The sequence below is a fragment of the Acidovorax temperans genome, from assembly GCF_006716905.1.
GTDB classification, from domain to species: Bacteria; Pseudomonadota; Gammaproteobacteria; order Burkholderiales; family Burkholderiaceae_C; genus Acidovorax; species Acidovorax temperans.
This window is the reverse complement of the sequence record NZ_VFPV01000003.1, coordinates 364,929-389,908: the sequence shown is the minus strand read 5'-3', so window position 1 is coordinate 389,908 and position 24,980 is coordinate 364,929. Positions and strand designations below refer to the sequence as shown.

Genomic DNA, 24,980 nt, shown 5'->3' with positions numbered 1-24,980 from the left:
TACCCCCGAGCTTGTGATGACCGATACCTCTCCACCTCCTTTTGTCTTTTACCCCGGCACTGCACCGCTGCTGGTGTCCATGCCCCATGCAGGCACCTACGTGCCGCCTGCGCTGGCCGCGCGCTTCACCGATGAGGCCCGCCAGGTGCCCGATACCGACTGGCACATGGAGCGCCTCTATGCGTTTGCGAAAGATATGGGGGCGTCCATCCTCGTGGCCACGCATTCGCGCTATGTGGTCGACATGAACCGCCCGCCCGATGGCGCCAGCCTGTACCCGGGGCAGAGCGTTACCGGCCTGTGCCCGGTCGATACTTTCGACGACACGCCCATCTACGCAGCAGGCGATGTGCCCGATGAAGCAGAGATCGCTGCGCGCCGCGATGCCATCTGGGCGCCGTACCACACGCAACTGCGTGCCGAGCTGGACCGCATCCGTGCGCAGCACGGTGTGGCCGTGCTGTGGGATGCGCACTCCATCCGTTCGGTGTTGCCGCGCTTTTTTGAAGGCAAGCTGCCCGACCTGAACCTGGGTACCGCCAACGGTGAAAGCTGCGACCCGGCGCTGGCCCAAGAGCTGCTGCAGATTGCCGAAGCAGCCCCAGGCTACACCGCCGTGCTCAATGGCCGCTTCAAGGGCGGCCACATCACCCGCCATTACGGCCAGCCGGGGCAGGGCGTGCATGCCGTGCAACTGGAGATGACGCAATGCAGCTACATGCAGGAATGCCTGCCGTTTGACTACCTGCCAGAGCGCGCAGTGCAGGTGCAGCCGCATCTGCAGCGCATGCTGGCGGCGGCCCTGGACTTTGCGCGGGCAAGCCGCATCTGAGTGGGTGAACCAAGAAGCGAGCCTGCGGCCCAAGCGATGGTCCTTTTGCCTGCTGGACTTGCGTCAGTTTTCGGGTGGGCGTGTGGCTTAGATTGTGTCCGAGGTGTTACCATCGGCTTATCAACCCCTTCGCCTCGAAGGGGGGCGGTGGTTGCACCACCCATGCGGATGGAGCCGCACACCATGCACGATGCGGCTTATTACTACATGCCTTTATTCAGCCCCGGGGCCTCTGTCCTGATGGGAGCGAAGCGTGAAACCGTCAGCCACGTCGTGATCCGACGTTGTGCCCTGATGGTGTACCTGCAAGGGCACGACAATCCGGTGCGTCCCGAGTCTCTCCAACTCGAACCCACCGCGTTTCACCTGACACGCAGACCAGAAAAAGAGTGACGCAGTCACTGAAGCAAAACAGGCGCCTCGGCGCCTGTTTTGCTTGAGAAGAGCTTCTAGCTGCGGTGCGCCATGGCTTCGCCCAGGCGAATAGGGCGTGCAGGAGCCCACGCAGGGTTGAAACGCATGGGGCCCTTGGGGAAGAGCATCACCACGGTGGAACCCAGCAAAAAGCGCCCCATTTCCTGCCCTTGCTGCAGGCTGACTTGGCCGGGGGCATAGTCCCACTGGCGCAGTTGGCCGGTGCGTGGCGGGTTCACCAAGCCATGCCATACCGTGGCCATGCTGCCCACGATGGTTGCGCCCACCAGCACCATCACAAAGGGGCCTTGGTCAGATTCAAAGAAACACACTACACGTTCGTTGCGCGCGAACAGCCCAGGCACGCCCCGCGCCGTAGTGGGGTTGACCGAGAACAGATCGCCCGGTGCGTGCACCATGTGCGTGAGCTTGCCTGCACAGGGCATGTGGATGCGGTGGTAATCGCGGGGGCTGAGGTACAGCGTGGCGAAGTAGCCATCGTCAAAAACTGCGGCCCTGGCTGCATCGCCACCCACCAATGCGGTGGTTGAATACGAATGTCCCTTGGCCTGAAAGACTTGGTCCCGCTCTATGCGGCCAAATTGACTGATGGCGCCATCCACGGGGCAGATCCAGTCGGCATCTGCCAGCGGGCGAGCTCCTGGCTTGAGTGCGCGTGTGAAGAAATCGTTGAACGTGGCGTAAGCCGCCGGGTCGGGATTTTCCGCCTCGGCCATGTTCACCTGATAACGGGCAATGAAGCGCTCAATGGCTGCGGTGGTCCAGCGCCCGGCCCGCGCCCGTGCGAAACGACCTGCGGTAGAGGTCAAGGCCTGTTTGGGTAAAAGATACTGGGGCAGAACGGCAAGGCGGTCAGACAAGGGCGCTTCCTTCATTGGGGGCAGTGCGACGCATTCTAAGCGGGTGGTTTCTGTGCAAAAAATTGGGCGCGTCGCTCGCTGCCTGTGCCACTGCTTTTGTCCCTCATGGTTGCGATCAAGCGCATCCTGCGACCCCTGGGGTGTTGGCTGAGTTCTGAAGGCAGTGTCTTGCACGAGTGGGTGCTCTTGTGGGGAGGATGGTGGCACGTAGGCAAAAAACATTGGTCGCGCTACAATCGATAGGCTCATGCACAGCGCCAAGCCTGTTCATCGAAGCCGTCTCATCCAGGCCACTTTTCTTTCTGATCTGCGCCCCGGGTGCAGCGACTCCCCCAGCCCGCAAAGCACCGTGCTCAGAGTTTCCCGGTCACCACCGAGGAACTGCCAGGCAAGCATCTTGTGTGCCGGGCGCACTTACAAAATTTGTTTTTGAGATCACTAGATAGAAACACATGGCTAAAGAAGAACTCATTGAAATGCAAGGCTCCGTTACCGAAGTTTTGCCAGACTCGCGCTTTCGCGTAACCCTGGACAATGGGCACCAACTGATTGCTTACACCGGTGGCAAGATGCGAAAGCATCACATCCGCATCCTGGCGGGCGACAAGGTTTCTTTGGAGATGTCTCCCTACGACCTGACCAAGGGCCGTATCACCTTCCGCCACCTGGCAGGCCGTGGACCAGGCCCCGCAGGCGGTTCCCGCTGATCTGAAGGTTTTCGGGTAAAAATTTCGAGCTATAATTTTTAGCTTTTTCAAAGCTTCATCTCTGAAACTTTGAACTGGCTTCTCGTAGCAGGCAAGTTTTGAAAAGTTCAAAAATCTGCCTTTAAAGCCAGAACCCGTCGAAAAACAGGTTATAATACGAGCTGTCGGAGCGTAGCGCAGCCTGGTAGCGCATCTGCTTTGGGAGCAGAGGGTCGCGAGTTCGAATCCCGCCGCTCCGACCATTGTTCAAGGCCCTGCAACTGTGTTGCAGGGCCTTTTTACATTGGGCTTTTGGGGTTATGTGCTTCAGCACCTACCGTCGTTCGATAAGCATGTGGCTTCGCTCACTCGCTTTTTGTTGAATGCAGCTACGCTTGCGTTTTCAGCCAATGCCGTTGGTGCGCACTGAACGCGTCCGCCCTTGTTTGTCGCATGTTCCCACACTCGTCTATCCTGTCCCCAGGTTCACCCCGTTACGCCGCCATTGATGCCCTGCGCGGCGCAGCCATGGTGTGGATGACGGCGTTCCACTTTGGTTTTGATCTGGCCCATTTTGGGCTGTGGAACCAAAACTTTCGTCTGGACCCTTTCTGGACGCTTCAGCGTACGGCCATCGTGAGCCTCTTCCTGTTTTGCGCAGGCTTTTCACAAGCCGCTGCTGTGCAACATGGGCAAGACTGGACGCGTTTTTGGAAGCGGTGGGCGCAAATCGCTGGGTGTGCGGTGCTGGTCAGTGGCGGCTCATACGCCATGTTCCCAAACAGCTTCATTTACTTTGGTGTGCTGCATGGCATGGCGGTGATGTTGATCGTGGCCCGCCTGACCGCCGGATGGGGCCCCTGGCTGTGGTTGGCTGGTGGGTTTGCCCTGGGTCTGCCCACGCTAGCTGCGTATGCGTTGAGCCACGGCTGGGAGTCTTTGGCGCCTTGGTTGAACGGCCGTCCTTTGAACTGGTTAGGTTTGGTCAGTCGCAAGCCATTCACCCAGGACTTCGTGCCAGTGTTCCCCTGGCTGGGCGTAATGTGGTGGGGCTTGGCTTGCGGGCAATGGGTGCTGGCCCGGCGCCTGCATTGGATACAGCGGCCTATGGTGGGGCTGTTCGCGCCTTTGGCCGTGTTGGGGCGGTGGAGCCTGAGCTACTACATGCTGCACCAGCCCGTGTTGATCGGGGGGCTGATGGCGTGGTTGTGGTTTGCTGGGCGTTGAGCACGCCATGCACCGTCTTGGACGAATCGCTTTGTTTGTCGCAATGACGAAGCGAAACGATACGGGGCTCTTGCAAGATCCACACGGCGAATCTTGATGCCTTGAAATCTCGCGTGCGAGCGGCATGCCCATAAAAAAACGCGGCCACAGCCCAATGCCAGTCAGTTAAGCCCGCAGGCGGCTTGATCCAGTAAAAGGGAGCGTGTTCAACACGTTCCCTTTTTTCTTGATGAGCCTGCTTGCAAACGCCTTGCGCGAGACCCTGCCCCGAGTACCTGATCGCCTCGAGCAGCTCAGCGCGTTGATAGACCCTGCCTGGATCGCACAGGCGCTGGGGACCAGCGGCAAGGCCTCCATCCGCCGGCGCAAGCTGCCTGCCGAACATGCCGTGTGGCTTGTGATCGGACTGGCGCTGTTTCGCGACCGGCCACTGTGGCAGGTGGTGCAGCAGCTGGATTTGAGCCTGGATGGACAAGCGCCGCCTGCACCGAGTGTCAGCGTGCAAGCCCGCCAGCGCCTGGGCGAGGAGCCTTTGGCCGAGCTGTTCGCTCTACTGACCCAAGCCTGGAGCCGTCCTGCGGTGAATGTGCGCCAGCCACTGCGCGTACTGGCTGTGGATGGTGTGGTCTGGTCGGCGCCGGACACCCCTGAGAATCGAGTCGAACTGGGCAGCTGCAGCAACCAGCATGGCCTCTCGCCCTGGCCGCAGATCCGCGCCACTTGCCTGATGGACACACACAGCCACGAGATGCTTGATGCCAAGCTCGGCGCCATGGACTGCGGCGAATTGAGCCTGGCAGCGCAGTTGCGCGGCGAGGATCACTCCGTGACCCTGTTTGACCGAGCGTACTTCTCGGCAGCGTTCCTGTTGGACTGGCAGGCTGCGGGTACGCAGCGCCACTGGTTGATGCGCGCGCGGGACAATCTGCGCCATGAGATCGTCCAGCAACTGGCGTGCGGCGATGCGCTGATCCGCATGCCGGTGTCCCCGCAAGCGCGCAAGGCACACCCGCATCTGCCCAGCCACTGGCAGGCACGCCTGATCGAGGTGAGCGTGGGTGGACGGCTGCGCCGCTTCATCACATCCTTGCTGTGTCCCCGCACGCATCCGGCGCAGGAGCTGGCCGAGCTCTACCACCAGCGCTGGGAGATCGAGTTGGGGTTCCGGGAGATCAAGCAGACCCTGCAGGAGGGTGAGCCGGTGCTGCGCAGCAAGCAGCCCGCGCTGGTGCGCCAGGAGCTGTGGGGTGTGCTGATCGCCTACACACTGCTGCGCCGCTGGATGCGCGAGATGGCAGCGCACGTCCAGGTCGAGCCCCAGCGCATCAGCTTCCATACGGCCAGCTACGCCATCGTGAACTTACTGGCGGTCCCCAGCCTGGACTCTGCGGGCACCTTGCCCAAGCAGTTGGCAGCCCTGTTGGCGCAATCGCGACACTTCGTGCTGCGGCCACGCCGCACTGGGCGCCGCTTCCCAAGGGTCGTCAAAAAACGCGCTTCCAAATTCCCAACGAAAAAAATGCCAGTCAGCTCTTAACTGACTGGCATTGGGCCAAGGCCGCGTTTTTGAGCAAAGCGCTCCTTTGGGGGGAGCAATGCTTATTACTCGACCTTTGCCTTGGCGCGCAGGTCTTCCTGGAACTTCACCAGCTTTTGCTGTTGCAATTGCTGAGCCACTTGGGGCTTCACGTCTTCCAGCTTGGGCAACTCTGCTTGGCGCACATCCACCAGGCGGATCACGTGCCAGCCAAATTGGCTCTTCACGGGCGTTTCAGTGGTCTTGCCCTTTTCGAGCTTCAACAGGGCTTCGGTGAACTCGTTCACGTAGCTGGCTGGATTGGCCCAGTCCAGGTCACCACCTTTGGCGGCAGAGCCGGGGTCCTTGGATTGTTTCTTGGCCAGGTCTTCAAACTTGGCACCCTTCTTCAGCGAAGCGATGATGGCCTTGGCGTCAGCTTCTTTTTCGACCAGGATGTGGCTGGCCTTGTATTCCTTGCCACCGTTGGCCGCCACGAATTTGTCGTATTCAGCTTGGATTTCAGCGTCGGTCACGGGGTTGTTCTTTTGGTAGTCATTGAACAACTCGCGGATCAGGATGGTCTGGCGCGCCAGTTCCATTTGCGCCTTGAAGTCTGCCGAGCCTTCCAGACCACGCTTTTGCGCTTCCTGCATGAAGATTTCGCGGGCAATCACTTCTTCTTTGATCTGGCCTTCGACGTCGGGGGTCACAGGGCGACCGGAGCGTTCCACTTGCTGGCGCAGCACTTCAGCGCGTTCCTTGGGAACGGCCTTACCGTTGACGATGGCGATGTTCTGAGCGGAAGCGGGCAGGGCCATCGTGCCCAGCACGGCAGCGGCCACGAGGCCGGACAGGAGCTGTTTCTTCATGCGAAATCCAAAAATGAGAAGTTGTTTGCGGCTGAGCGCCGGTCATCACCAAAAACTGCAGACCGCCTCAGAGAATTTCAATGGCGAGTGCGTGGACGCCCTGGTCAATAAATTCCTGCAGCGCATCATACACAAGGCGATGCTGGGCCACGCGCGACTTGCCTGTAAAGAAAGGTGACGCGATGCGCACCCGAAAGTGGGTGCCAAAGTCGGTTCCGTTGGAGCCCGCGTGGCCTGCATGCGCGGCGCTTTCGTCGATCACCTCCAGGACGGTGGTGGACAGGGTCTGCGCCAGCTGGCGGTGCATTTGTTCTGCAATCGAGGACATGGTGGGAATTGGTAGAGGGGATGCTCAACGGGCGGGTTCGTCGCCCTTGATGTGGGGCGCGATGTAAAGACCTTGACCCACCAGGAACACGAGAGGGAAGGCATAGCCCCACAGCTTGAAGTCGACCCAGAACTCGGTGCTGAAGTTCATCACCACATAGGCGTTGACCGCCGACATGAAGGCGCAATAGGCAATCCATGCCTGGTTTAGGCGCATCCAAACACCGTCGGGCAGGGTTAGTTGGCTGCCCAGCAGCATTTGCAGGATGTTTTTCTTCATGCCCCATACCGCGACGGCCAAGGCCATGGCCATGGCGCCGTACAGCACGGTGGGCTTCCACTTGATGAAGCGGTCGTCCTGCAACACCAGGGTGAGCGTGCCAAAAAGCAGGATCAGCACCAGAGTGATCTTGTGCATGGCCTGCAGCTTGCGGTCAATGGCGTAGATCAGCCCCATCTGCAGCACGGTGGCGGCCATCAGTACGCCTGTGGCGGTGTAGATGTTGAACATCTTGTACGCGCCAAAAAACAGCAGGATGGGGAAAAAGTCGATCAATATTTTCATGGGGCGAGGCCGCACGCGGGTGCGGCTTATCAGGAGGCGTCGGGTTCAAAGTCCAGTGACGCGGAGTTCATGCAATAGCGCAACCCAGTGGGCGCGGGGCCGTCTTCGAAAACATGGCCCAGGTGAGCCCCGCATTGTGCACACACTGTCTCGGTGCGCACCATGCCGTGGCTGCGGTCTACCACTTCGTGAATGGCGCCAGGAATGGCCTGTGCAAAGCTGGGCCAGCCGCAGCCAGCGTCAAACTTGGTGTCAGAGTCAAACAGCTTGGAGCCGCAGCAAATGCAGTGGTAGCTGCCATCAGCCCAGTGGGCCTCGTACTTGCCGCTGAAGGGGCGTTCGGTGGCCGCGTGGCGCGTGACTTGCAGTGCCACGGGCTCTGCACCCTTGCTGCGCAGTATTTCTTGCCATTCGGCTTCGGATTTTTGGATCGGAAAGTTCATGATGAGCAACTGATAGAGATGGAGGATGCCCAGTCGGGCGGAAAGTCGGCATACGCCTCGTGGCCAGGGTGCTCGTCAAAAGGGCGCTCCAGCAGGCGCTGCAGGGTGGCGAGTTCCGAGAAATCACCCCCCTTGGCTGCGCGTATGGCTTGCTCACCCAGATGATTGCGCAGTACGAACTTGGGATTGCTATTGAGCATCAAATCGGCCGCTTGCGCTTTATCCTCAAGCGCAAGTAGCTCTGAATATGATAGCAACCAGGCGTCGAAAGTCACCCGGTCGGCAAACAGGTCACGAACGGGTTCAAACTGCCCCTCGGCCACGGCATGGGATAGGCGCCGCCAAAAAATCGTGTAGTCCACCGCGTTTTGAGCCAGCAGTTGCAGCAGTGGTTCCACCAGCGCTTCGCTGGAATCCTGTGCCTGCGTCAACCCCAGTTTTTTGTGCATCTGTGCCATGAAGGCGTCGGGGAATACCGTCTTGTACGACTCCAGCGCGGCCAGTGCGATGTCCTGGTCTTCGATCAGCGGCAGCAGCGCCTGCGCCAGGCAAAACAGGTTCCAGTACGCAATGTTGGGCTGGCGGTTGTAGGCGTAGCGGCCATGGTGGTCGCTGTGGTTGCAGATGTGGCGGGGCACGAACGCATCGAGAAACTGAAACGGCCCGTAGTCCAGCGTGAGGCCCAGGATGCTCATGTTGTCGGTGTTCATCACCCCGTGGCAAAAACCTACGGCCTGCCACTGGGCCATGAGCTGTGCGGTGCGCTCACTCACGCTGTGCAGCAGTGCTGCGTAGGGGTTGCCGCCCCAGGGGCTGGTGGCCTCGGGGCTGCGGCATTCGGGGTAATAGCGGCCGATGACGTAGTCGGCCAGTGTGCGCAGCTGCTCTTCCTGGTCGTTGGCCGCAAAGTGCTCAAAGTGGCCAAAGCGCACGAAGCTCGGGGCCACGCGGGTGACGACGGCGGCGGTTTCCAGCTCCTCACGCCGCACCAGCCCAGGCGAGCCCGTGATGCACAGAGCCCGCGAGGTGGGAATGCCCAAGCCGTGCATGGCCTCGCTGCACAGGAATTCGCGGATGCTGGAGCGCAGAACAGCCCGCCCATCGCCCATGCGGGAATAGGGCGTGCGGCCAGCGCCCTTGAGTTGGATTTCGTGCCCGCCAGCCAGCTCGCCCAGCAAAATGGCCCTGCCGTCGCCCAGCTGACCCGCCCACACGCCAAACTGGTGGCCGCTGTACACGCTGGCTAGCGGGGTAGAGCCTGCCAGCACCTGGTTGCCTGTGAGCGCCTGCAGGGCTTCTTCACTGTGATGCCACCCTTCGGGCAGCCCCAGCAGCTGCGCCACCGAATGGCTGGTTCCCACCCAGTGGGGGGATGGCAAGGGAGTGGGGCGCAGCTCGGTGTAGAAGTCGCTTCCCAGCGCGGCAAAGCCTTTTTGCCATGGCAAAGACAGAGAAGGCGCAGAGGGGCTGGGGATGGAAAAACTCATGCGGCATTGTCTCGCAGCCGTCAAATTCCCCGATCTTCCGGGGCCATGTCCAGAGGTTGATGGCCGGGCCGTACAGCAAGGGATTTCACGAGCCCCTTTGCGACACAGCGGAGGGTCTGCGCGCAGTACGATGGCTGCTTTGTCCACAACAACATCTTAGGAGCCAACATGCTGGGTTTGATGCAGAGCCAACCGCTGCTTATTTCGTCGCTGATCGAGTTTGCCGAGCGCCACCACGGTGATGCAGAAATCGTCTCTCGCCGGGTGGAAGGCGATATCCACCGTTACACCTACCGCGACCTGGCGGCCCGCGCCCGCCGGCTGGCCAACGCACTGGATGCCCAGCAGTTGCAATTCAGCGACCGTGTGGCGACCCTGGCCTGGAATGGCTACCGCCACATGGAGATGTACTTTGGCGTGAGTGGCTCGGGCCGCGTGCTGCACACCATCAACCCCCGCTTGCACCCTGACCAGATTGCCTGGATCGTAAACCACGCCGAAGACCAGGTGCTGTGCTTTGACATGACCTTCCTGCCGCTGGTGCAGGCGGTGCATGCCAAGTGCCCCACCGTGAAGCAATGGGTGGCACTGTGCGATGCCGACAAGCTGCCTGCTGATTCGGGCATTCCAGGGTTGCTGAGCTACGAGGCCTGGATTGGCGCGCAATCGGCGGATTACAGCTGGCCCGAGTTTGATGAGAACTCTGCGTCGAGCATGTGCTACACCAGCGGCACCACAGGCAACCCCAAGGCGGCGCTGTACAGCCACCGCTCCACCACGCTGCACGCCTACGCTGCGGCGCTGCCCGATGTGATGTGCCTGTCGGCGCGCGACTCGGTGCTGCCCGTGGTGCCCATGTTCCACGTCAACGCGTGGGGGATTCCATATTCTGCGGCGCTGACGGGCTGCAAGCTGGTCTTCCCAGGCCCCGCACTTGATGGCAAGTCGGTGTACGAACTGATCGAAGCCGAGCAGGTGACCTACGCCGCAGGCGTGCCCACCGTGTGGCAGATGCTGCTGGGCCACATGAAGCCCGCCGGGCTGACGTTCTCGTCGCTCAAGCGCACGGTGATTGGTGGCTCGGCCTGCCCGCCGGCCATGATCACGGCCTTCCAGGAAGGCTATGGCGTCACGGTGCTGCACGCCTGGGGCATGACCGAGATGAGCCCTCTGGGCACGCTGTGCACCCTGAAGAACAAGCACCTTTCCCTGCCCAAGGAAGAGCAGATGAAGATCGTGCAAAAGCAGGGCCGCGCCATTTATGGCGTGGACATGAAGATCGTGGGCGGCGATGGGGAAGAACTGCCTTGGGATGGCAAGACCTACGGCGATTTGCTGGTCAAGGGCCCGTGGATTGTGGGCAGCTATTTCAAGGGCGAGGGCGGTGACCCGCTTATCAAGGATTCGCGTGGCCGGGGTTGGTTCCCCACGGGTGACGTGGCCACGATTGATGCCGATGGCTTCATGCAGATCACTGATCGCAGCAAGGACGTGATCAAGTCTGGCGGCGAGTGGATCAGCTCCATCGACATTGAAAACATCGCCATGGCGCACCCCTCCATCCAGATGGCAGCCTGCGTGGGCATGCCCCACCCCAAGTGGGACGAGCGCCCCATCGTGGCGGTGGTCAAGCGCCCCGGCACCGAGGTGACCCGAGAGGAACTGCTCGCGTTCTACGAAGGCAAGACAGCCAAGTGGCAGATCCCCGATGACGTAGTGTTTGTGGATGCCATCCCGATCGGTGCCACCGGCAAGATGCTCAAGACCAAGCTGCGCGAGCTGCTCAAGGACTACCGTCTGCCAGGACTTTGAAGCTTGCGTGACATGGGGTTTTTCCTTGGTCAGTCGCGTGTGCGATAGCTGCTAGGGGCAATCCCTGAGGGATCAGGGATTGCAACAAGGTACGCTGAGCCCTGTCCGATTCACAAGGAGAAAAAACCATGAAATTTGCTATCAAGACCGTAGCGGCATCCGTCCTTTTGATGGGCGCTAGCGCAGTTTTTGCCCAACAGGGGCAGACCGTCAAAATTGCCTGGCTTGACCCTCTCTCGGGCTTGATGGCAGCGGTGGGAACCAACCAGCTTAAGAGTTTCCAGTTCCTGGCAGAAGAGTTCAACAAAAAGAACCCTGCCGGCGTCAAATTTGAAATCATCGGCATCGACAACAAGCTCAGCCCCCAGGAGACCACGAGTGCGTTGCGCTCTGCCATGGACCAGGGTGCACGCTATGTGGTGCAAGGCAATGGTTCAGGACCGGCTCTTGCCATCATGGACGCGCTGGAAAAGCACAACGCCCGCAACCCCGGCAAGGAAGTGCTGTTTCTGAACTACGCTGCGGTGGACCCAGACCTCACCAACAGCAAGTGCAGCTACTGGCACTTCCGCCTGGATGCCGATACTTCCATGAAGATGGAAGCTCTCACGACCTACATGAAAGACCTGCCCGAGGTCAAAAAGGTCTACCTGATCAACCAGAACTATTCGCACGGTCATCAGGTATCCAAGTACGCCAAAGAAATGATGGCCCGCAAGCGCCCTGATGTGCAGTTCGTGGGTGACGACCTGCACCCACTGGCACAGGTACGTGACTTTGCCCCCTATATCGCCAAGATCAAGGCTTCGGGCGCAGACAGCGTGATCACCGGCAACTGGGGCTCTGACTTGGCTCTGCTGATCAAGGCCGCCAACGATGCTGGCCTGAACAACGTCAACTTCTACACCTACTACGGTTCCGTCACGGGTAGCCCCACCGCCATGGGCGCCGCTGCCGCCGGCCGCGTGTACATGGTCGCCTATGCCCACATGAACTTGCCTGGCCCGCTGAACAAGATCGTGCTGGACTACAAGAAGAAGTTCAACGACGACATGTACACCGGCTCCATCTACCACGCGTACACCATGCTTTCCGAAGCGTTTGTGAAGGCCAAGTCCACCGACCCCGTCAAGGTGGCGGCTGTGATGGAAGGCATGAAGTTCAACAGCTTCAACGGCGAAGTGGAAATGCGCAAGACGGACCACCAGCTGCAGCAAGGCCTGTTCATCTCCAAGTGGGAAAAGGCCGGCGGCAAGTACCCCATCGACTCGGAGAACACCGGCCACACCTTCGTGCCCGTGAAGTACTACGAGCCCTATGTGGCCAGCACGCCCACGTCGTGCCAGATGAAGCGCCCTTGAGTTCGGCCGCTTAGCTTCGAGGCCCGACATACTCGGGCCTTTTTTTTACCCAGCATTGAAAAATTCCCATGAATCTTGAGTTTTTCGTGATCTCTTTGCTGAACGGCGTCAGCTACGGGCTGCTGCTGTTCATGCTGAGCTCAGGCCTCACGCTGATCTTCAGCATGATGGGTGTGCTCAACTTTGCGCACACCAGCTTCTACATGTTAGGTGCCTACTTTGCGTACACCATCTCAGGGGTCGTGGGTTTCTGGCCAGCGCTTGTCTTGGCCCCGCTGGTCGTGTTTGCGCTGGGTGCCGGGTTTGAGCGCTACTGCCTGCGCAGGGTGCACAAGTTCGGCCACGTGCCAGAGTTGCTGGTCACCTTTGGCCTGTCGTACCTGATTCTGGAAGTGGTGCAGTTGGTGTGGGGCCGTTCCACCGTGCCTTATGGCCTGCCCGAGCAATTGCAGGGCCCGCTGTTCACGCTGTATGGCACGCAGTTCCCCAAGTCGCGCTCTTTCGTGATGCTGGTGGCGCTGTTGATGCTGCTGTCGGTGTGGCTGCTGCTCACCCGCACCCGCATCGGGCTGGTGATTCAGGCCGCGCTGAAATACCCTGAGATGGTGGAAGCCCTGGGCCACAACGTGCCGCGCGTGTTCATGCTGGTGTTTGGCGGCGGCGCTGCGCTGGCGGGCCTGGCGGGCGTGATCGGCGGCAACACCTATGTCACCGAACCGGCCATGGCGGCCTCGGTGGGCTCCATCATCTTCGTGGTGGTGGTGGTGGGCGGCATGGGTTCGCTGGCCGGGGCGTTTCTCGCTTCGCTGCTCATCGGCATCGTGCAGACCTTTGCGGTGGCGCTGGACTACTCGCTGATTCACGCGTTCAAGATGATCGGTGTGACCGTCACCGAGCAGACTTTTGGCTACCCCTTGCTCAAGCTCACCGTCTCGCAGGTCGCGCCCATCTTGCCGTACCTGTTCCTGGTTCTGATCCTGATCTTCCGCCCCAAGGGCCTGCTGGGTACCCGGGAGGACTGACCCCATGAATGCATCCACCACATCATCGGCCGCAGGCCCTGTGTCGTACTACCGGTTCAAGCCCTGGAACATTGGGCGCTTCGTGATCTGGTCGCTGTTTGCGATTGCTCTCATCGTGGCGCCCATGCTGTTTCGCAGCAGCCTGGCGCTGACCATGCTTTCGCAAATCGGCTACCTCATCATCATCTGCCTGTCTTACAACATGCTGCTGGGGCAGGGGGGCATGCTCAGCTTCGGGCACGCGGTGTACACCGGGCTGGGCTCCTTCATCGCCATCCACGCCATGAACATGGCCACCAAGGGCTCGGCAGGTATTCCGCTGGTGCTCATTCCACTGGTGGGCGGCCTGGCTGGGGCGTTCTTTGCCATCTTGCTGGGCTTTGTGACCACCAAGAAGTCTGGCACCACCTTCGCCATGATCACGCTGGGTGTGGGCGAGCTGGTGGCTGCCATGGCGCTGATGTTCCCCGAGTTCTTCGGGGGCGAAGGCGGCATCACCACCAACCGTGTGTACGGCACGCCCTTCTTCGGCATCACCTTCGGCCCGGCCATCCAGGTGTATTACCTGATCGCTGCGTACTGCTTTGTGTGCACTGCAGCCATGTTTGCGTTCACGGGCACCCCGCTGGGCCGCATTTTGAATGCGGTGCGCGACAATCCCGAGCGTGTGGAGTTCATTGGCTACAACACCCAGCGCGTGCGCTACTTTGCGTTCATCATCGCGGGCTTTTTTGCAGGCATTGGCGGCGGCTTGGCCACCATCAACTTTGAAATCATCACCGGGGCCGACAGTCTGAGCGTGTTGCGTTCCGGGGGCTACCTGCTGTTCACCTTCCTCGGCGGGGCCACATTCTTCTTTGGGCCCATCATTGGTGCAGTCCTGCTGGTGTTGGCTTCAGTGCTGCTGTCCGAGCTGTCCAAGGCCTGGCTCTTGTACCTGGGGCTGGTGTTCCTGTTCATGGTGATGTACGCGCCTGGCGGGATTGCCAGCCTGATCATGATGAATCTGCGCCTGGCCAAGTACGGCAAGTTGCGGCCCTTGTGGGTTTCGTACCTGGGCTTGGCTGGCACGGGCCTGGTGGGTGTGCTGGGTGCAGCCTGCATGGTGGAGATGACCTACCACCTCCAACTCAACGCAGCCGTGGGGCCCGAGATGAACTTCCTGGGTGCCACCATCAACGCCAAGAGCCTGACCAGCTGGTTTGGCGCGGGCTTTGTGCTGCTCACGGGTGGCGGGTTGTTTGAGCTGTGCCGGCGGCAGTTTGCCAAGCAGTGGAGTTCCATACAGGAAGAGATCGAGCATGAAATCAAGCGCGGGGAGGCTTTGTAACCATGGCGGCTGACAACGCAACCTACGCGCTGGAACTGCGCGACTTGCGCAAGAGTTTTGGCAAGACAGAAATCATCCGCGGCGCCAATCTGGCAGTGGCTTCTGGCGAGCGAGTGGCCATCATTGGCCCCAATGGCGCGGGCAAGTCAACGCTGTTCAACCTCATCAGCGGGCGCTTTGCCCCCACCAGCGGCGACGTGATCTTGAACGGCCAGCGCATCAACGGCATGGCCCCGTACGAGATCAACCGCAGGGGCCTGTCGCGCAGCTTCCAGATCACCAACATCTTCCCCAAGCTGTCGGTGTTTGAGAACCTGCGCTGCAGCGTGCTGTGGAGCATGGGCTACAAGTACACCTTCCTGCGCTTTCTCTCGAACCTGGACGATGCCAACGAGCGCGCCAAAGAGCTGATGGAGATGATCAAGCTCGACAAGAAGCGTGACACCCTGGCCATGAACCTGACCTATGCCGAACAGCGTGCGCTGGAAATCGGTATCACCATCGCAGGCGGTGCCAACGTGATCTTGCTGGACGAGCCCACCGCCGGCATGAGCAAGAGCGAAACCACGCGCTTCATCCACCTCATCAAGGAAGTGACCGTGGGCCGCACACTGCTGACCGTGGAGCACGACATGGGCGTGGTGTTTGGCCTGGCCGACAAGATCGCCGTGGTGGTGTACGGCGAGGTGATTGCATTCGATACGCCTGCCAAGGTGCGCGCCAACCAGCGCGTGCAAGAGGCCTACCTCGGCTCTGCCGTGGCAGATGCGCAGGGAGCGGGACACTGACCTATGCTGAAAATTGACAACCTCCACGCCTACTACGGCAAAAGCCATGTGCTGCATGGCGTGAGCTTTGATGTGCAACCCGGTGAGATCGTGGCGCTGCTCGGGCGCAACGGTTCGGGCCGGTCCACCACCGCCAAGGCCATCATGGGAATGGTGGACTGGGAGGGTTCCATTAATTGGAAAGGGCAGGAACTGCGGGGCAAGAAGGCTTACGAGATTGCCCACCTGGGCCTGGGCTACGTACCCGAAAGCCGCGATGTGTTCCCCAACCTGACGGTTCACCAAAACCTGATGCTGGGGCAAAAGGGCAACGGCAAAAATAGCCGCTGGTCGTTTGACGACATGTACCAGATGTTCCCGCGCCTCAAGGAACGCCAGCACACAGAAGCGGGCGTGATGTCGGGTGGCGAGCAGCAGATGCTCACGCTGTGCCGCACGCTCATGGGCGACCCCGACCTCATCATCATCGATGAGCCGACCGAGGGATTGGCGCCCAAGATCGTGGAGCTGGTGGGCGAGTATCTGCAGGCCCTCAAGGCCCGGGGAATCTCGGTGCTGCTCATCGAGCAAAAGCTCACCATCGCCATGACCATTTCCGACCGCGCCCTGGTGATGGGTCATGGCGCCATCGTGTTCCAGGGAACGCCCGACAGCCTGCGGGCCGACAACTACATCCGCAAGGAGTGGCTGGAGGTTTGAACGCCGGGGGTGATCCCCTGGCGTAGATCAGCCATTCCTTCTCGCTTCATCGATTTGTCACTGCGAGTGACTTCAAGCCTCGGCATCGCTGCCGGGGCTTTTTTTGTGATGCGTGCTTTTGTCTTGATCTGTGTCGGGAACTTGTTTCTTTGGCGCTGTGACGTCACGGGGGAGACTGCGGGTAGGTGTATAAATCTTCTGTCGCCAGCGTTAGGTTTTTTGCCAACGGGCGACTGGGCACCCGCAGGCCACGCAGCCACAGGGCGTGATCACCTGCTTGATCGCTCTGCAGCCCCTCTAGTGCTTTGCGGATGTTCAACTTACCCAAGGGACGTCAGAAACAAATGAAAAAACATACCAAAAACTCATCTCCCGCCAACCCCCAAACCGCCCAGCTGTGGATCGTGGGGGGCGGCATCGCAGGCATGTCTGTGGCCGCCTTTGCCATTCGCGATGGCAAGGTGCCCGCCAGCCATATCCACATTCTGGAAGAAACGGGCATGCCTGGCGGCTCGCTCGACGGGGGCGCCGCGCCCAACGCGCCCGCCCCTCAGACCTGGGTGACACGCGGTGGCCGCATGCTGACCGACGAAACCTACCTGTGTCTGTGGGACTTGTTTGAGAGCATCCCGTCGCTGGAAGACCCCACGGTTTCTGTGCGCGAAGAGTGCCGCCAATTCAACGCCCACGTGCACACCCATGCCCAGGCGCGCCTGATAGATGCACAGCACGTCATTGCTGATGCCGAGAAGCTGGGCCTGTCGATGGGGCACCGCGTGCAGATGCTGCGCCTGTTGGCCCTGACCGAGGCGCATATCGGCAGCCGTCGCATCGACGAGTTCTTTGATGAAGCGTTTTTCCAGACCCATTTTTGGCGCATGTGGCGCACCACCTTTGCCTTCCAGAAGTGGCACAGCGCCATTGAGCTGCGCCGCTACTTCTTGCGCTTTGTGCAAGAGTTCTCGCGCATCCACACCCTGGCGGGCGTCAAGCGCACCAAGTACAACCAGTACGACTCGATGGTTGTGCCGTTGCAGCGCTGGCTGATGGAGCAGGGCGTGGACGTGCGCTTTGGCCATCGGGTGACCGACGCCACTTTTGCCACCCAGAGCGACGGCACACGCCGCGCCACGGCGCTGCAGGTGCAAGCGGTGCAGGGTGGGGTCGCCGTGGATACCACGCTGGACCTGGGGGCAGACGACCTCGCCTTCTTTACCCTGGGCTCCATCACCTCGGACGCGCGCTACGGCGGCAACGACGACGTTCCTGCCCTGGTGCGTGGCCGCGAGGACCATGGCTGGACGCTGTGGGAAAAGATCGCGCAGAAGGCCCCTGACTTTGGCCGCCCTGCGGCGTTCTGCGGCAATGTGGACGAGCACAAGTGGGAGTCGTTCACCCTCACCATGCGCGACGACCGGCTGCTGCAGCGCATCACTGAATACTCGGGCAACCAGCCCGGCACGGGGGCGCTAATGACCTGGTACGAATCGGGCTGGCACCTGTCGGTGGTGGTGCCGCACCAGCCGCATTTTTATGGCCAGGCCGATGGCACTTACACCTTGTGGGGCTATGGTTTTCAAGTGGACAACGAGGGCGACTATGTACGCAAGCCCATGTCGCAGGCCACGGGCCGTGAAATCCTCACCGAACTGATTCACCAGATGGGCTTTGACGACCTGCTCGACCATGTGCTGGCCACCACCGATGTGACCACGGTGATGATGCCCTATGCCTCGGCACTGTTTGCCTGCCGCGCGCCGGGCGACCGGCCCCTGGTGTTGCCCGAGGGCTCGCAAAACTTTGCCTTCCTTGGCCAGTTTGTTGAGATGGAAGACGACGTGGTGTTCACGGTGGAATATTCGGTGCGCTGTGCGATGGTGGCTACGTACCACCTGCTGGGTATTGAGCGGGAGATCCCCGCCATCTACAACGGCATGCTGAACCCCAAAGTAGGGTTGCATGCGCTGGAGGCGGCCTTCCGCTGAGAGGGCGGCTTCGCTCCCTCGAACCAAGCCCCTTGCGAGGGGCTTTTTGCATGGGGGTGCGAGTTCCATTTCCGCCGTCAAACTCGATCTTGTCCCGGGCGGGACAAACAGACACGCTCTGTCCCTGGCAAAGTCACCCTCAGCCACTACAATAAAATCGCACGACCGTTCTTTTTTACTTTGCAAGGGACAACAGCATGACCGCTGAATACAAAGTCCACGGCTCCATTGCCGTGATCACCATGTCGAACCCGCCCGTCAACGGGCTTGGTCTTGCCACCCGGCAAGGCATTGTGGACGGTTTGCAGCGGGCCAATGCCGATGCTGCCGTCAAGGCCATCGTCATCACGGGCGCTGGCGGTGCCTTCTCCGGCGGGGCCGACATCAAGGAATTCGGCACTGATAAGTCGATGCAGGAACCCAACCTGCACTCCGTCATCAACGCGGTGGAGAACTCTGGCAAGCCCGTGGTGGCTGCCATTCACACGGTGTGCATGGGCGGGGGGCTGGAGCTGGCCCTGGGCTGCCACTACCGCGTGGGCGCCCCTGGTTGCCAGGTGGCCCTGCCCGAAGTGAAGCTGGGCATCCTGCCCGGTGCCGGCGGCACGCAACGCCTGCCCCGCGTAGTGGGTGTCGAGGCCGCGCTCAACATGATCGTGAGCGGCGAGCCCGTCAAGAGCGAAATGATCGGTGCGGTGCCCGGCCAAAAGCTGTTCGACAAGATGGCTGCATCGCCCGAAGCCCTGGCTGAAGAAGCCCTGGCTTTTGCGGCCAGCGTTGCCGATGTGCGCCCACTGCCCCTGGTGCGCAACCTGCCGTGCAAGCACCCCGAAGGCGACGCGTACTTCCAGTTTGCGCGCAACATGGTCAAGGGCATGGCCAAGAATTTCCCTGCGCCCGCCAAGTGCGTGGACGCCGTGGAAGCTGCCACCAAGCGCAAGTTTGCCGATGGCCTGGCGTACGAGCGCGAGCTGTTCATCAACCTGATGTGGACGCCTGAATCGCGCGCACTGCGCCACCTGTTCTTTGCAGAGCGTGCTGCCAGCAAGATTCCAGACGTGCCTTCTGACACCCCCAAGCGCGACATTCAAAAAGTGGGCGTGATCGGTGCAGGCACCATGGGTGGCGGTATCAGCATGAACTTCCTGAACGCAGGCATTCCTGTCACCATTCTGGAAACCAAGCAGGAAGCCCTGGACCGTGGTGTGGCCACGATCAAGAAGAACTATGAAGCCCAGGTCAAGAAGGGTAAGCTCAAGGAAGACAAGTACGCACAGCGCATGGCGTTGCTGAGCACCACGCTGAGCTATGACGACCTGAAAGACTGCGACCTCATCATCGAAGCCGTGTTTGAAGAGATGGGCGTGAAGGAAGCTGTGTTCAAGCAGCTCGACGCTGTGGCCAAGCCCGGCGCCATCCTGGCTTCCAACACGTCCACACTCGATGTGGACAAGATCGCTGCGTTCACCAAGCGTCCGCAGGACGTGGTGGGCATGCACTTCTTCAGCCCTGCCAACGTGATGAAGTTGCTGGAAGTGGTGCGTGGCAAGGAAACTGCCAAGGATGTGCTGGCCACCGTGATGGCTGTGGCCAAGAAGATCAAGAAGACCGCCGTGGTCTCGGGCGTGTGCGATGGCTTCATCGGCAACCGCATGATCGAGCGCTACAGCCAGCAAGCCGGCTTCCTGCTCGACGAAGGCTGCACGCCCCAGCAGGTGGACAAGGCCATCGAGAAGTTCGGCTTTGCCATGGGCCCCTTCCGCATGGGCGACCTGGCAGGCAACGACATTGGCTGGGCGATTCGCAAGCGCCGTGCGGTAGAGCAGCCCGACATGAAGTACAGCAAGACGGCAGACCTGCTGTGCGAGATGGGCCGCTTCGGCCAGAAGACTGGCGCAGGCTGGTACGACTACCAGGCCGGCAAGCGCGATGCGATTCCGAGCGATGTGGTCAACAAGATGATCGAAGAACACCGCAAGACGCTGAGCGTTCCTCCGCGCAAGGTGTCCGACGAGGAAATCGTGCAGCGCCTGGTGTTCGCGCTGGTGAACGAAGGCGCCAAGATTCTGGAGGAGGGCATTGCCAGCAAGTCCGGCGACATCGACATGGTGTACGTGACGGGCTACGGCTTCCCCATCCACCGTGGTGGCCCCATGCACTACGCCAGCGAAGTCGGCCTGTTCAACGTGGTGCTAGCCATGAACCGCTTTGCCCAGAACCCCATGGACGACGCCAGCGCCTGGGCGCCCGCACCGCTCCTGGTCAAGCTGGCCGCTGAAGGCAAGGCCTTCCAGTAAGCAGCCGCTTGCACCGCATTACCGAATAAAGGAATTCACATGACATCCGCAGTGATTGTTTCCACCGCCCGCACGCCGCTTGCCAAAAGCTGGAAGGGCTCTTTCAACATGACCCACGGCGCCACGCTGGGTGGCCACGCCGTGCAGCACGCTGTGCTGCGTGCAGGCATCGACGGCGCCGACGTGGACGACGTCATCATGGGTTGCGCCACGCCCGAGGGGGCCACGGGCAGCAACATCGCGCGCCAGATTGCGCTGAAGGCTGGCCTGCCCATCACGGCATCGGGCGTTACCGTCAACCGCTTTTGCTCGTCGGGCTTGCAGACCATTGCCATGGCCGCCCAGCGCATCATCGCTGGCGAGGCCGATGTGTTCGTGGCCGGTGGCGTCGAAAGCATCTCCTGCGTGCAGCAAGAGATGAACCTGCACATGATCCAGGACCTGGCCTTGGCCAAGCAAAAGCCCGAGATCTACTGGAGCATGCTGCAGACCGCCGAGCAAGTGGCCAAGCGCTACAACATCGGCCGCGAAGCCATGGACGAATATGGCGCCGCCAGCCAGCAAAAGGCTTGCGCAGCCCAGGCCGCTGGCCTGTTCGATGCCGAAATCGCCCCCATCACCGTGACGGCCGGTGTGGCCGACAAGACGCTGGGCCTGATCACCAAGCAAGTCACGGTGAGCAAGGATGAAGGCACGCGCGAAGGCACGACGGTGGAGGCGATCCAAGGTCTGCGCTCGGCGCTGCCCGGTGGCCTGATTTCGGCCGGCAATGCCAGCCAGTTCTCTGATGGCGCCGGTGCCTGCGTGGTCACCAGCGAAGAGTACGCCAGCAAGAAGGGCCTCAAGCCCCTGGGCCGCTTCCTCGGCTTTGCGGTGGCCGGTTGCGAGCCTGACGAAATGGGCATTGGCCCTGTGTTTGCCGTGCCCAAGGTGCTGAAGAAGCTGGGCCTTACGGTGCAGGACATCGACCTGTGGGAGCTGAACGAAGCCTTTGCCGTGCAGGTGCTGTACTGTCGCGACAAGCTGGGCATTCCGGCCGACCGCCTGAACGTGAACGGCGGCGCCATCGCCCTGGGCCACCCCTATGGTGTGTCGGGCCAGCGCCTCACGGGCCACGCCCTCATTGAAGGCAAGCGCCGTGGTGCCAAGCGCGTGTGCGTGACCATGTGCATTGGTGGCGGTATGGGCGCTGCGGGCATTTTTGAAGTGTTTTAAGCGCTGATCCTTACCCTGTCAGCAATCCAAACGCCCCGCACAGCCAACGGCCTACGCGGGGCGTTTTGCTTTGTTTTTGATAGCTGCTGGCGCTTGCTGGATGAGCGCTGGGTGCCGAAAAGGCTTGAATTACAGGTGGAAGTCGCCAGCCGCCTCGGGCTGGTACAGCACTTTTTCAATCCGGATGTGGCGGGTGCGGTTCCGCAAGCGCCACGCAAAAGTGTCGCCTTCCTTGTAGCCCAGGATGGCGGTGCCCATGTCTGCGAAGACCGAGAGTTTGCCTGCGCTGTCGTCTGCGTCTTCGGGGTAGACCAGTGCCACTTCCATGGCCTCGTCGTCCAGTTGCACCACGGCCTTGGAGTTCATGGTCACCACATCGCTCGCTACGGCCAGCGGGTCCACCACGATGGCACGCTCGATTTCGTGCTCCAGCTCGAAAATGCCCGAGGGTTCTTCGAAGGCGAGCATGTTTCTGAGCCGCGCCTTGTCAATTTCGGTGATGTGGATGTGGGTGACGTGTTCTGCGGGGTTTTCGCGCAGCAGGCGCAGGTAGCGCTCCGACGTCATGGCCAGGGAGTGCAGGGCAGGGGTCTGGGTTTCGAGCAGAAAGCCGCAGCGCTCAAAGGCCTTGCGCGAGCGTGCGTTGTCGGCATGGATCTTGGCGATGAGCTTTTCTGCCCGCATGTCGAAGAAGGCCAGCTTCATGCCTTCGCGAATCGCACTGGCGCCCAGCTTGCGGCCCCAGTTCTCGCGGTTGCCGATGACCAGCACCATCTCACAATCTCTACCCATTTTGACCAGGCGCACAAACCCCACCGGCACATCATCACGGTCATACGCCATGAAGAAGCGGCCGCCCTGGTTGAACAGATGGGTGAGGATGGGGAGTTGCACCCGGCCGACGACTTGCTCAATGAAGCGGGAAACGTGGCGGGAATCGCTCAGGTAGCGGGTGACGTGCTCGTCCTCCAGCCAGTCCATGAGATTGAACGCGTCGGCCCGAGTGATCTCGGGGCACAGAGATATGAAAGGCTTAGTCATCTTCACCACATTTGGCTGCAAGAATGAAAGCCTTTCATGGCTATGGCCATGACGGTTCTTTCGAGAAGTTGCGCATTTTAAAGTGCCGCCCCAACAAAAGCACCTTCGCGCGCGGGTGTCGCACTAGAGCGAGGGGGTTTAGCGTGCCATCGCAGGCCCATGCCCGTCGCGCACAAGACAGGGATTGCGGGGCTGCATTCCCCATAATTTCTGCATGACCTCCTCCCTGCGCCACACCCTGGATTTCCTGCTCTACCAATGGCTTGAGGCCGAGACGCTGCAGCAGCGTTCGCGCTTTTCCGACCATTCGCGTGAGACCTTCGATGCCGTGCTCGACACCTCCGAACGCATCGCCCGCGAGAAGTACGCGCCGTTCAACCGGCTGGTCGATCTGGAAGAGCCTCGCACCGAAACCGAGCCCGATGGCACGCTGCGCGTGGTGCTGCCGCAGGCCACTTATGAAGCACGTCGCGCCTATGCGGAATCCGGCCTGCTGAGCGCCGCGCAGGACTACGACATTGGCGGCATGCAACTGCCCTACACGGTCGAGGCTGCGGCCAACAGCTTCTTTGCGGCGGCGTCGATCAGCATCGGGTCCAACCTGCTCACCTCGGGCAACGCCAACCTGCTGATGGTGCATGGCACCGATCTGCAAAAGCAGGTGTTCGCGCTCAATGAATTCAATGGCCGCTGGTCAGGCACCATGTGCCTGTCAGAGCCGCAGGCGGGCTCTTCCTTGTCGGATGTGGCCACGCGCGCCGTGCCGGATGGTGAGGGCTTTGAAGCCGATCCGCTGGGCCCGCGCTACCGCCTCAAGGGCAACAAGATGTGGATCAGCTCGGGCGACCATGAGCTGACGGAAAACATCGTGCACCTGGTGCTGGCCAAGATTCCAGGGCCAGACGGCAAACTGATTCCGGGCGTCAAAGGCATCTCGCTGTTTATCGTGCCCAAGAAGCTGGTGGACACCGAAGGCCATCTGACCGGCGAGCGCAACGACGTGGCGCTGGCGGGCCTGAACCACAAGCTGGGCTGGCGCGGCACCACCAACACGTTGCTGAACTTTGGCGAAGGCAAGTACCCCGTGCGCGGCGCTGCGGGCGCAGGCCTGGACGGCGCCGGCAGCGGCGCCATTGGCTACCTGGTTGGTAAGCCGGGCGATGGCCTCAAGTGCATGTTCCACATGATGAACGAGGCGCGCATTGGCATTGGCATGGCTGCCACGATGCTGGGCCTGGCGGGCTACTACGCCAGCCTGGATTACGCCAAGAACCGCCCTCAGGGCCGCCCCATCCAGTCAAGCAGCGCCAGCGCTGCGGGCAAGGGCGGCAAGGACGCCAGCGCCCCCCAAGTGCGCTTGATTGAGCACGCAGACATCAAGCGCATGCTGCTGGCGCAAAAGGCCTACGGCGAGGGTGCCCTGGCGTTGAACCTGTATTGCGCTTTGCTGGTGGACGAGCAGCACACGGGCACGCCCGAGGCCGCCGACGAAGCCCGCCTGCTGCTGGAGGTGCTCACCCCCATCGCCAAGAGCTGGCCCAGCGAGTGGTGCCTGGAGGCCAACAGCCTGGCCATCCAGATTCACGGTGGCTACGGCTACACGCGCGATTTCCCGGTAGAGCAGTACTGGCGTGACAACCGCCTGAACATGATCCACGAAGGCACGCATGGCATCCAGGCCATGGACCTGCTGGGCCGCAAGGTGCTGATGGAAGGTGGCAAGGGCCTGGCCTTGCTGGCGGGCCGCATCAACGGCACCGTGCAGCGCGCACTGCAGGTGCCGCGCCTGGCCGCACATGCCAACGCACTGGCTGGCGCTTTGCAGCAGGTGGGTGCCGCCACCAAGGCTGCGTGGGCCACGGGCGAGCCCGGTGATGCATTGGCAAATGCCGTGCCCTACATGCAGGCATTCGGCCACACGGTGCTGGCATGGGTGTGGCTGGACCTGGCCTTGGCAACGTTGGCCAAAGACGCTGCCGTGGCACAACCGGCCAGCGTGGGCCGCATGGGTGCCATGCAGTTTTTCTTCCATTACGAGTTGCCCAAGATTGGTGCCTGGCTGCAGGTGGTCAGCACCCGCGACGCCACCTGCGCACAGATGCCGGAAGACGCGTTCTGAGGCGCCCAGCACCGTGCGCGGGAAGCCCCCGCGCGCAGGATCGCGCAGGCGACACGGTTGT

General features: G+C 61.1%; 22 protein-coding genes and 1 tRNA gene. 16 read left to right on the top strand and 7 right to left on the bottom strand.

The features are described from left to right. Window positions 1-16 precede the first annotated feature (16 nt). Together hutG and BDD18_RS16700 are read left to right on the top strand one after the other, a co-directional pair. On the top strand, window positions 17-832 hold the full coding sequence (hutG, locus tag BDD18_RS16705; RefSeq protein WP_142084534.1) for an N-formylglutamate deformylase: 816 nt from the start codon (window positions 17-19) through the stop codon (window positions 830-832). 183 nt (window positions 833-1,015) lie between these two features. Further along, window positions 1,016-1,225, top strand: a complete 210-nt coding sequence (locus BDD18_RS16700) for a hypothetical protein (protein ID WP_052521051.1) — start codon at window positions 1,016-1,018, stop codon at window positions 1,223-1,225. Window positions 1,226-1,281: 56 nt separating this feature from the next. On the opposite strand, the gene asd is transcribed toward BDD18_RS16700, so the two are convergent. Continuing rightward, window positions 1,282-2,127, bottom strand: coding sequence for an archaetidylserine decarboxylase (gene asd, locus BDD18_RS16695; RefSeq protein ID WP_142084533.1), 846 nt, complete (start codon window positions 2,125-2,127; stop codon window positions 1,282-1,284). A gap of 452 nt (window positions 2,128-2,579) precedes the next feature. Between asd and infA the strand changes: the two genes are divergently transcribed. The 4 genes from infA (at window position 2,580) to BDD18_RS16675 (ending at window position 5,577) form a co-directional block, all read left to right on the top strand. Continuing rightward, window positions 2,580-2,834, top strand: a complete 255-nt coding sequence (infA, locus tag BDD18_RS16690) for a translation initiation factor IF-1 (RefSeq protein ID WP_044398417.1) — start codon at window positions 2,580-2,582, stop codon at window positions 2,832-2,834. Window positions 2,835-2,999: 165 nt separating this feature from the next. Then, window positions 3,000-3,076: transfer RNA gene (locus BDD18_RS16685), tRNA-Pro, on the top strand. Window positions 3,077-3,266: 190 nt separating this feature from the next. After that, entirely contained in the window at window positions 3,267-4,040 is a 774-nt protein-coding gene (locus BDD18_RS16680) for a heparan-alpha-glucosaminide N-acetyltransferase (RefSeq protein WP_142084531.1), read from the top strand. Window positions 4,041-4,269: 229 nt separating this feature from the next. Further along, complete coding sequence (locus BDD18_RS16675; protein ID WP_142084529.1) at window positions 4,270-5,577, top strand: IS4 family transposase; 1,308 nt, start codon at window positions 4,270-4,272, stop codon at window positions 5,575-5,577. 65 nt (window positions 5,578-5,642) lie between these two features. On the opposite strand, the gene BDD18_RS16670 is transcribed toward BDD18_RS16675, so the two are convergent. The 5 genes from BDD18_RS16670 to BDD18_RS16650 form a co-directional block, all read right to left on the bottom strand. Beyond that, window positions 5,643-6,428: a foldase protein PrsA gene (locus BDD18_RS16670; protein WP_142084527.1), complete on the bottom strand. Its 786-nt coding sequence runs from the start codon at window positions 6,426-6,428 to the stop codon at window positions 5,643-5,645. A gap of 67 nt (window positions 6,429-6,495) precedes the next feature. Next, window positions 6,496-6,756 carry a BolA family protein gene (locus BDD18_RS16665; protein WP_066695888.1) on the bottom strand — a complete coding sequence of 87 codons (261 nt, stop codon included), beginning with the start codon at window positions 6,754-6,756 and terminating at the stop codon, window positions 6,496-6,498. 24 nt (window positions 6,757-6,780) lie between these two features. Continuing rightward, a complete protein-coding gene (locus BDD18_RS16660) occupies window positions 6,781-7,320 on the bottom strand; it encodes a septation protein A (RefSeq protein ID WP_066695889.1) in 540 nt (179 codons plus the stop codon). Between the two features lie 29 nt (window positions 7,321-7,349). Then, on the bottom strand, window positions 7,350-7,763 hold the full coding sequence (gene msrB, locus BDD18_RS16655) for a peptide-methionine (R)-S-oxide reductase MsrB (RefSeq protein ID WP_066695890.1): 414 nt from the start codon (window positions 7,761-7,763) through the stop codon (window positions 7,350-7,352). Then, window positions 7,760-9,250: a protein adenylyltransferase SelO gene (locus BDD18_RS16650; RefSeq protein ID WP_067512027.1), complete on the bottom strand. Its 1,491-nt coding sequence runs from the start codon at window positions 9,248-9,250 to the stop codon at window positions 7,760-7,762. The genes msrB and BDD18_RS16650 overlap by 4 nt, the downstream gene beginning before the upstream one ends. Window positions 9,251-9,418: 168 nt before the next feature. On the opposite strand from BDD18_RS16650, the gene BDD18_RS16645 reads away from it, so the two are divergent. The 9 genes from BDD18_RS16645 (at window position 9,419) to BDD18_RS16605 (ending at window position 21,759) form a co-directional block, all read left to right on the top strand. Next, window positions 9,419-11,062 carry a 3-(methylthio)propionyl-CoA ligase gene (locus tag BDD18_RS16645; protein ID WP_142084525.1) on the top strand — a complete coding sequence of 548 codons (1,644 nt, stop codon included), beginning with the start codon at window positions 9,419-9,421 and terminating at the stop codon, window positions 11,060-11,062. Window positions 11,063-11,190: 128 nt separating this feature from the next. Further along, window positions 11,191-12,423, top strand: a complete 1,233-nt coding sequence (locus tag BDD18_RS16640) for a branched-chain amino acid ABC transporter substrate-binding protein (RefSeq protein WP_142084523.1) — start codon at window positions 11,191-11,193, stop codon at window positions 12,421-12,423. 68 nt (window positions 12,424-12,491) lie between these two features. Beyond that, on the top strand, window positions 12,492-13,445 hold the full coding sequence (locus BDD18_RS16635) for a branched-chain amino acid ABC transporter permease (RefSeq protein WP_066695897.1): 954 nt from the start codon (window positions 12,492-12,494) through the stop codon (window positions 13,443-13,445). A gap of 4 nt (window positions 13,446-13,449) precedes the next feature. After that, window positions 13,450-14,775 (top strand): branched-chain amino acid ABC transporter permease, encoded by a 1,326-nt coding sequence (locus BDD18_RS16630; RefSeq protein ID WP_142084521.1) that lies wholly within the window; start codon window positions 13,450-13,452, stop codon window positions 14,773-14,775. Window positions 14,776-14,777: 2 nt separating this feature from the next. Further along, window positions 14,778-15,563, top strand: coding sequence for an ABC transporter ATP-binding protein (locus BDD18_RS16625; RefSeq protein WP_142084519.1), 786 nt, complete (start codon window positions 14,778-14,780; stop codon window positions 15,561-15,563). 3 nt (window positions 15,564-15,566) lie between these two features. After that, window positions 15,567-16,262, top strand: a complete 696-nt coding sequence (locus tag BDD18_RS16620; RefSeq protein ID WP_066695903.1) for an ABC transporter ATP-binding protein — start codon at window positions 15,567-15,569, stop codon at window positions 16,260-16,262. A 344-nt stretch (window positions 16,263-16,606) separates the two neighbouring features. Beyond that, on the top strand, window positions 16,607-18,247 hold the full coding sequence (locus BDD18_RS16615) for an oleate hydratase (protein WP_142084516.1): 1,641 nt from the start codon (window positions 16,607-16,609) through the stop codon (window positions 18,245-18,247). Between the two features lie 197 nt (window positions 18,248-18,444). After that, window positions 18,445-20,544 carry a 3-hydroxyacyl-CoA dehydrogenase NAD-binding domain-containing protein gene (locus BDD18_RS16610; RefSeq protein WP_067512033.1) on the top strand — a complete coding sequence of 700 codons (2,100 nt, stop codon included), beginning with the start codon at window positions 18,445-18,447 and terminating at the stop codon, window positions 20,542-20,544. Between the two features lie 39 nt (window positions 20,545-20,583). After that, a complete protein-coding gene (locus tag BDD18_RS16605; RefSeq protein ID WP_067512035.1) occupies window positions 20,584-21,759 on the top strand; it encodes an acetyl-CoA C-acyltransferase in 1,176 nt (391 codons plus the stop codon). Between the two features lie 129 nt (window positions 21,760-21,888). Here the strand turns inward: BDD18_RS16605 and BDD18_RS16600 are convergent, their stop codons facing one another. Then, on the bottom strand, window positions 21,889-22,800 hold the full coding sequence (locus BDD18_RS16600) for a bifunctional GNAT family N-acetyltransferase/nucleoside diphosphate kinase regulator (protein ID WP_142084514.1): 912 nt from the start codon (window positions 22,798-22,800) through the stop codon (window positions 21,889-21,891). 214 nt (window positions 22,801-23,014) lie between these two features. On the opposite strand from BDD18_RS16600, the gene BDD18_RS16595 reads away from it, so the two are divergent. Continuing rightward, the gene (locus BDD18_RS16595; protein WP_044398450.1) at window positions 23,015-24,919 is read left to right on the top strand and encodes an acyl-CoA dehydrogenase family protein; all 1,905 of its coding nucleotides are present in this window, start codon (window positions 23,015-23,017) and stop codon (window positions 24,917-24,919) included. Window positions 24,920-24,980: the final 61 nt, after the last annotated feature.

What these genes read in the sequence shown, in the direction of transcription:
- BDD18_RS16675 (WP_142084529.1), top strand. Translation starts at nt 4,270, where the DNA reads ATGAGCCTGCTTGCAAACGCCTTGCGCGAGACCCTGCCCCGAGTACCT.
- BDD18_RS16625 (WP_142084519.1), top strand. Translation starts at nt 14,778, where the DNA reads ATGGCGGCTGACAACGCAACCTACGCGCTGGAACTGCGCGACTTGCGC.
- BDD18_RS16640 (WP_142084523.1), top strand. Translation starts at nt 11,191, where the DNA reads ATGAAATTTGCTATCAAGACCGTAGCGGCATCCGTCCTTTTGATGGGC.
- BDD18_RS16610 (WP_067512033.1), top strand. Translation starts at nt 18,445, where the DNA reads ATGACCGCTGAATACAAAGTCCACGGCTCCATTGCCGTGATCACCATG.
- BDD18_RS16630 (WP_142084521.1), top strand. Translation starts at nt 13,450, where the DNA reads ATGAATGCATCCACCACATCATCGGCCGCAGGCCCTGTGTCGTACTAC.
- BDD18_RS16680 (WP_142084531.1), top strand. Translation starts at nt 3,267, where the DNA reads ATGTTCCCACACTCGTCTATCCTGTCCCCAGGTTCACCCCGTTACGCC.
- BDD18_RS16650 (WP_067512027.1), bottom strand. Translation starts at nt 9,250, where the DNA reads ATGAGTTTTTCCATCCCCAGCCCCTCTGCGCCTTCTCTGTCTTTGCCA.
- BDD18_RS16600 (WP_142084514.1), bottom strand. Translation starts at nt 22,800, where the DNA reads ATGACTAAGCCTTTCATATCTCTGTGCCCCGAGATCACTCGGGCCGAC.
- msrB (WP_066695890.1), bottom strand. Translation starts at nt 7,763, where the DNA reads ATGAACTTTCCGATCCAAAAATCCGAAGCCGAATGGCAAGAAATACTG.
- BDD18_RS16645 (WP_142084525.1), top strand. Translation starts at nt 9,419, where the DNA reads ATGCTGGGTTTGATGCAGAGCCAACCGCTGCTTATTTCGTCGCTGATC.
- BDD18_RS16665 (WP_066695888.1), bottom strand. Translation starts at nt 6,756, where the DNA reads ATGTCCTCGATTGCAGAACAAATGCACCGCCAGCTGGCGCAGACCCTG.
- BDD18_RS16635 (WP_066695897.1), top strand. Translation starts at nt 12,492, where the DNA reads ATGAATCTTGAGTTTTTCGTGATCTCTTTGCTGAACGGCGTCAGCTAC.
- BDD18_RS16620 (WP_066695903.1), top strand. Translation starts at nt 15,567, where the DNA reads ATGCTGAAAATTGACAACCTCCACGCCTACTACGGCAAAAGCCATGTG.
- BDD18_RS16595 (WP_044398450.1), top strand. Translation starts at nt 23,015, where the DNA reads ATGACCTCCTCCCTGCGCCACACCCTGGATTTCCTGCTCTACCAATGG.
- BDD18_RS16605 (WP_067512035.1), top strand. Translation starts at nt 20,584, where the DNA reads ATGACATCCGCAGTGATTGTTTCCACCGCCCGCACGCCGCTTGCCAAA.
- infA (WP_044398417.1), top strand. Translation starts at nt 2,580, where the DNA reads ATGGCTAAAGAAGAACTCATTGAAATGCAAGGCTCCGTTACCGAAGTT.
- BDD18_RS16700 (WP_052521051.1), top strand. Translation starts at nt 1,016, where the DNA reads ATGCACGATGCGGCTTATTACTACATGCCTTTATTCAGCCCCGGGGCC.
- BDD18_RS16660 (WP_066695889.1), bottom strand. Translation starts at nt 7,320, where the DNA reads ATGAAAATATTGATCGACTTTTTCCCCATCCTGCTGTTTTTTGGCGCG.
- BDD18_RS16615 (WP_142084516.1), top strand. Translation starts at nt 16,607, where the DNA reads ATGAAAAAACATACCAAAAACTCATCTCCCGCCAACCCCCAAACCGCC.
- hutG (WP_142084534.1), top strand. Translation starts at nt 17, where the DNA reads ATGACCGATACCTCTCCACCTCCTTTTGTCTTTTACCCCGGCACTGCA.
- BDD18_RS16670 (WP_142084527.1), bottom strand. Translation starts at nt 6,428, where the DNA reads ATGAAGAAACAGCTCCTGTCCGGCCTCGTGGCCGCTGCCGTGCTGGGC.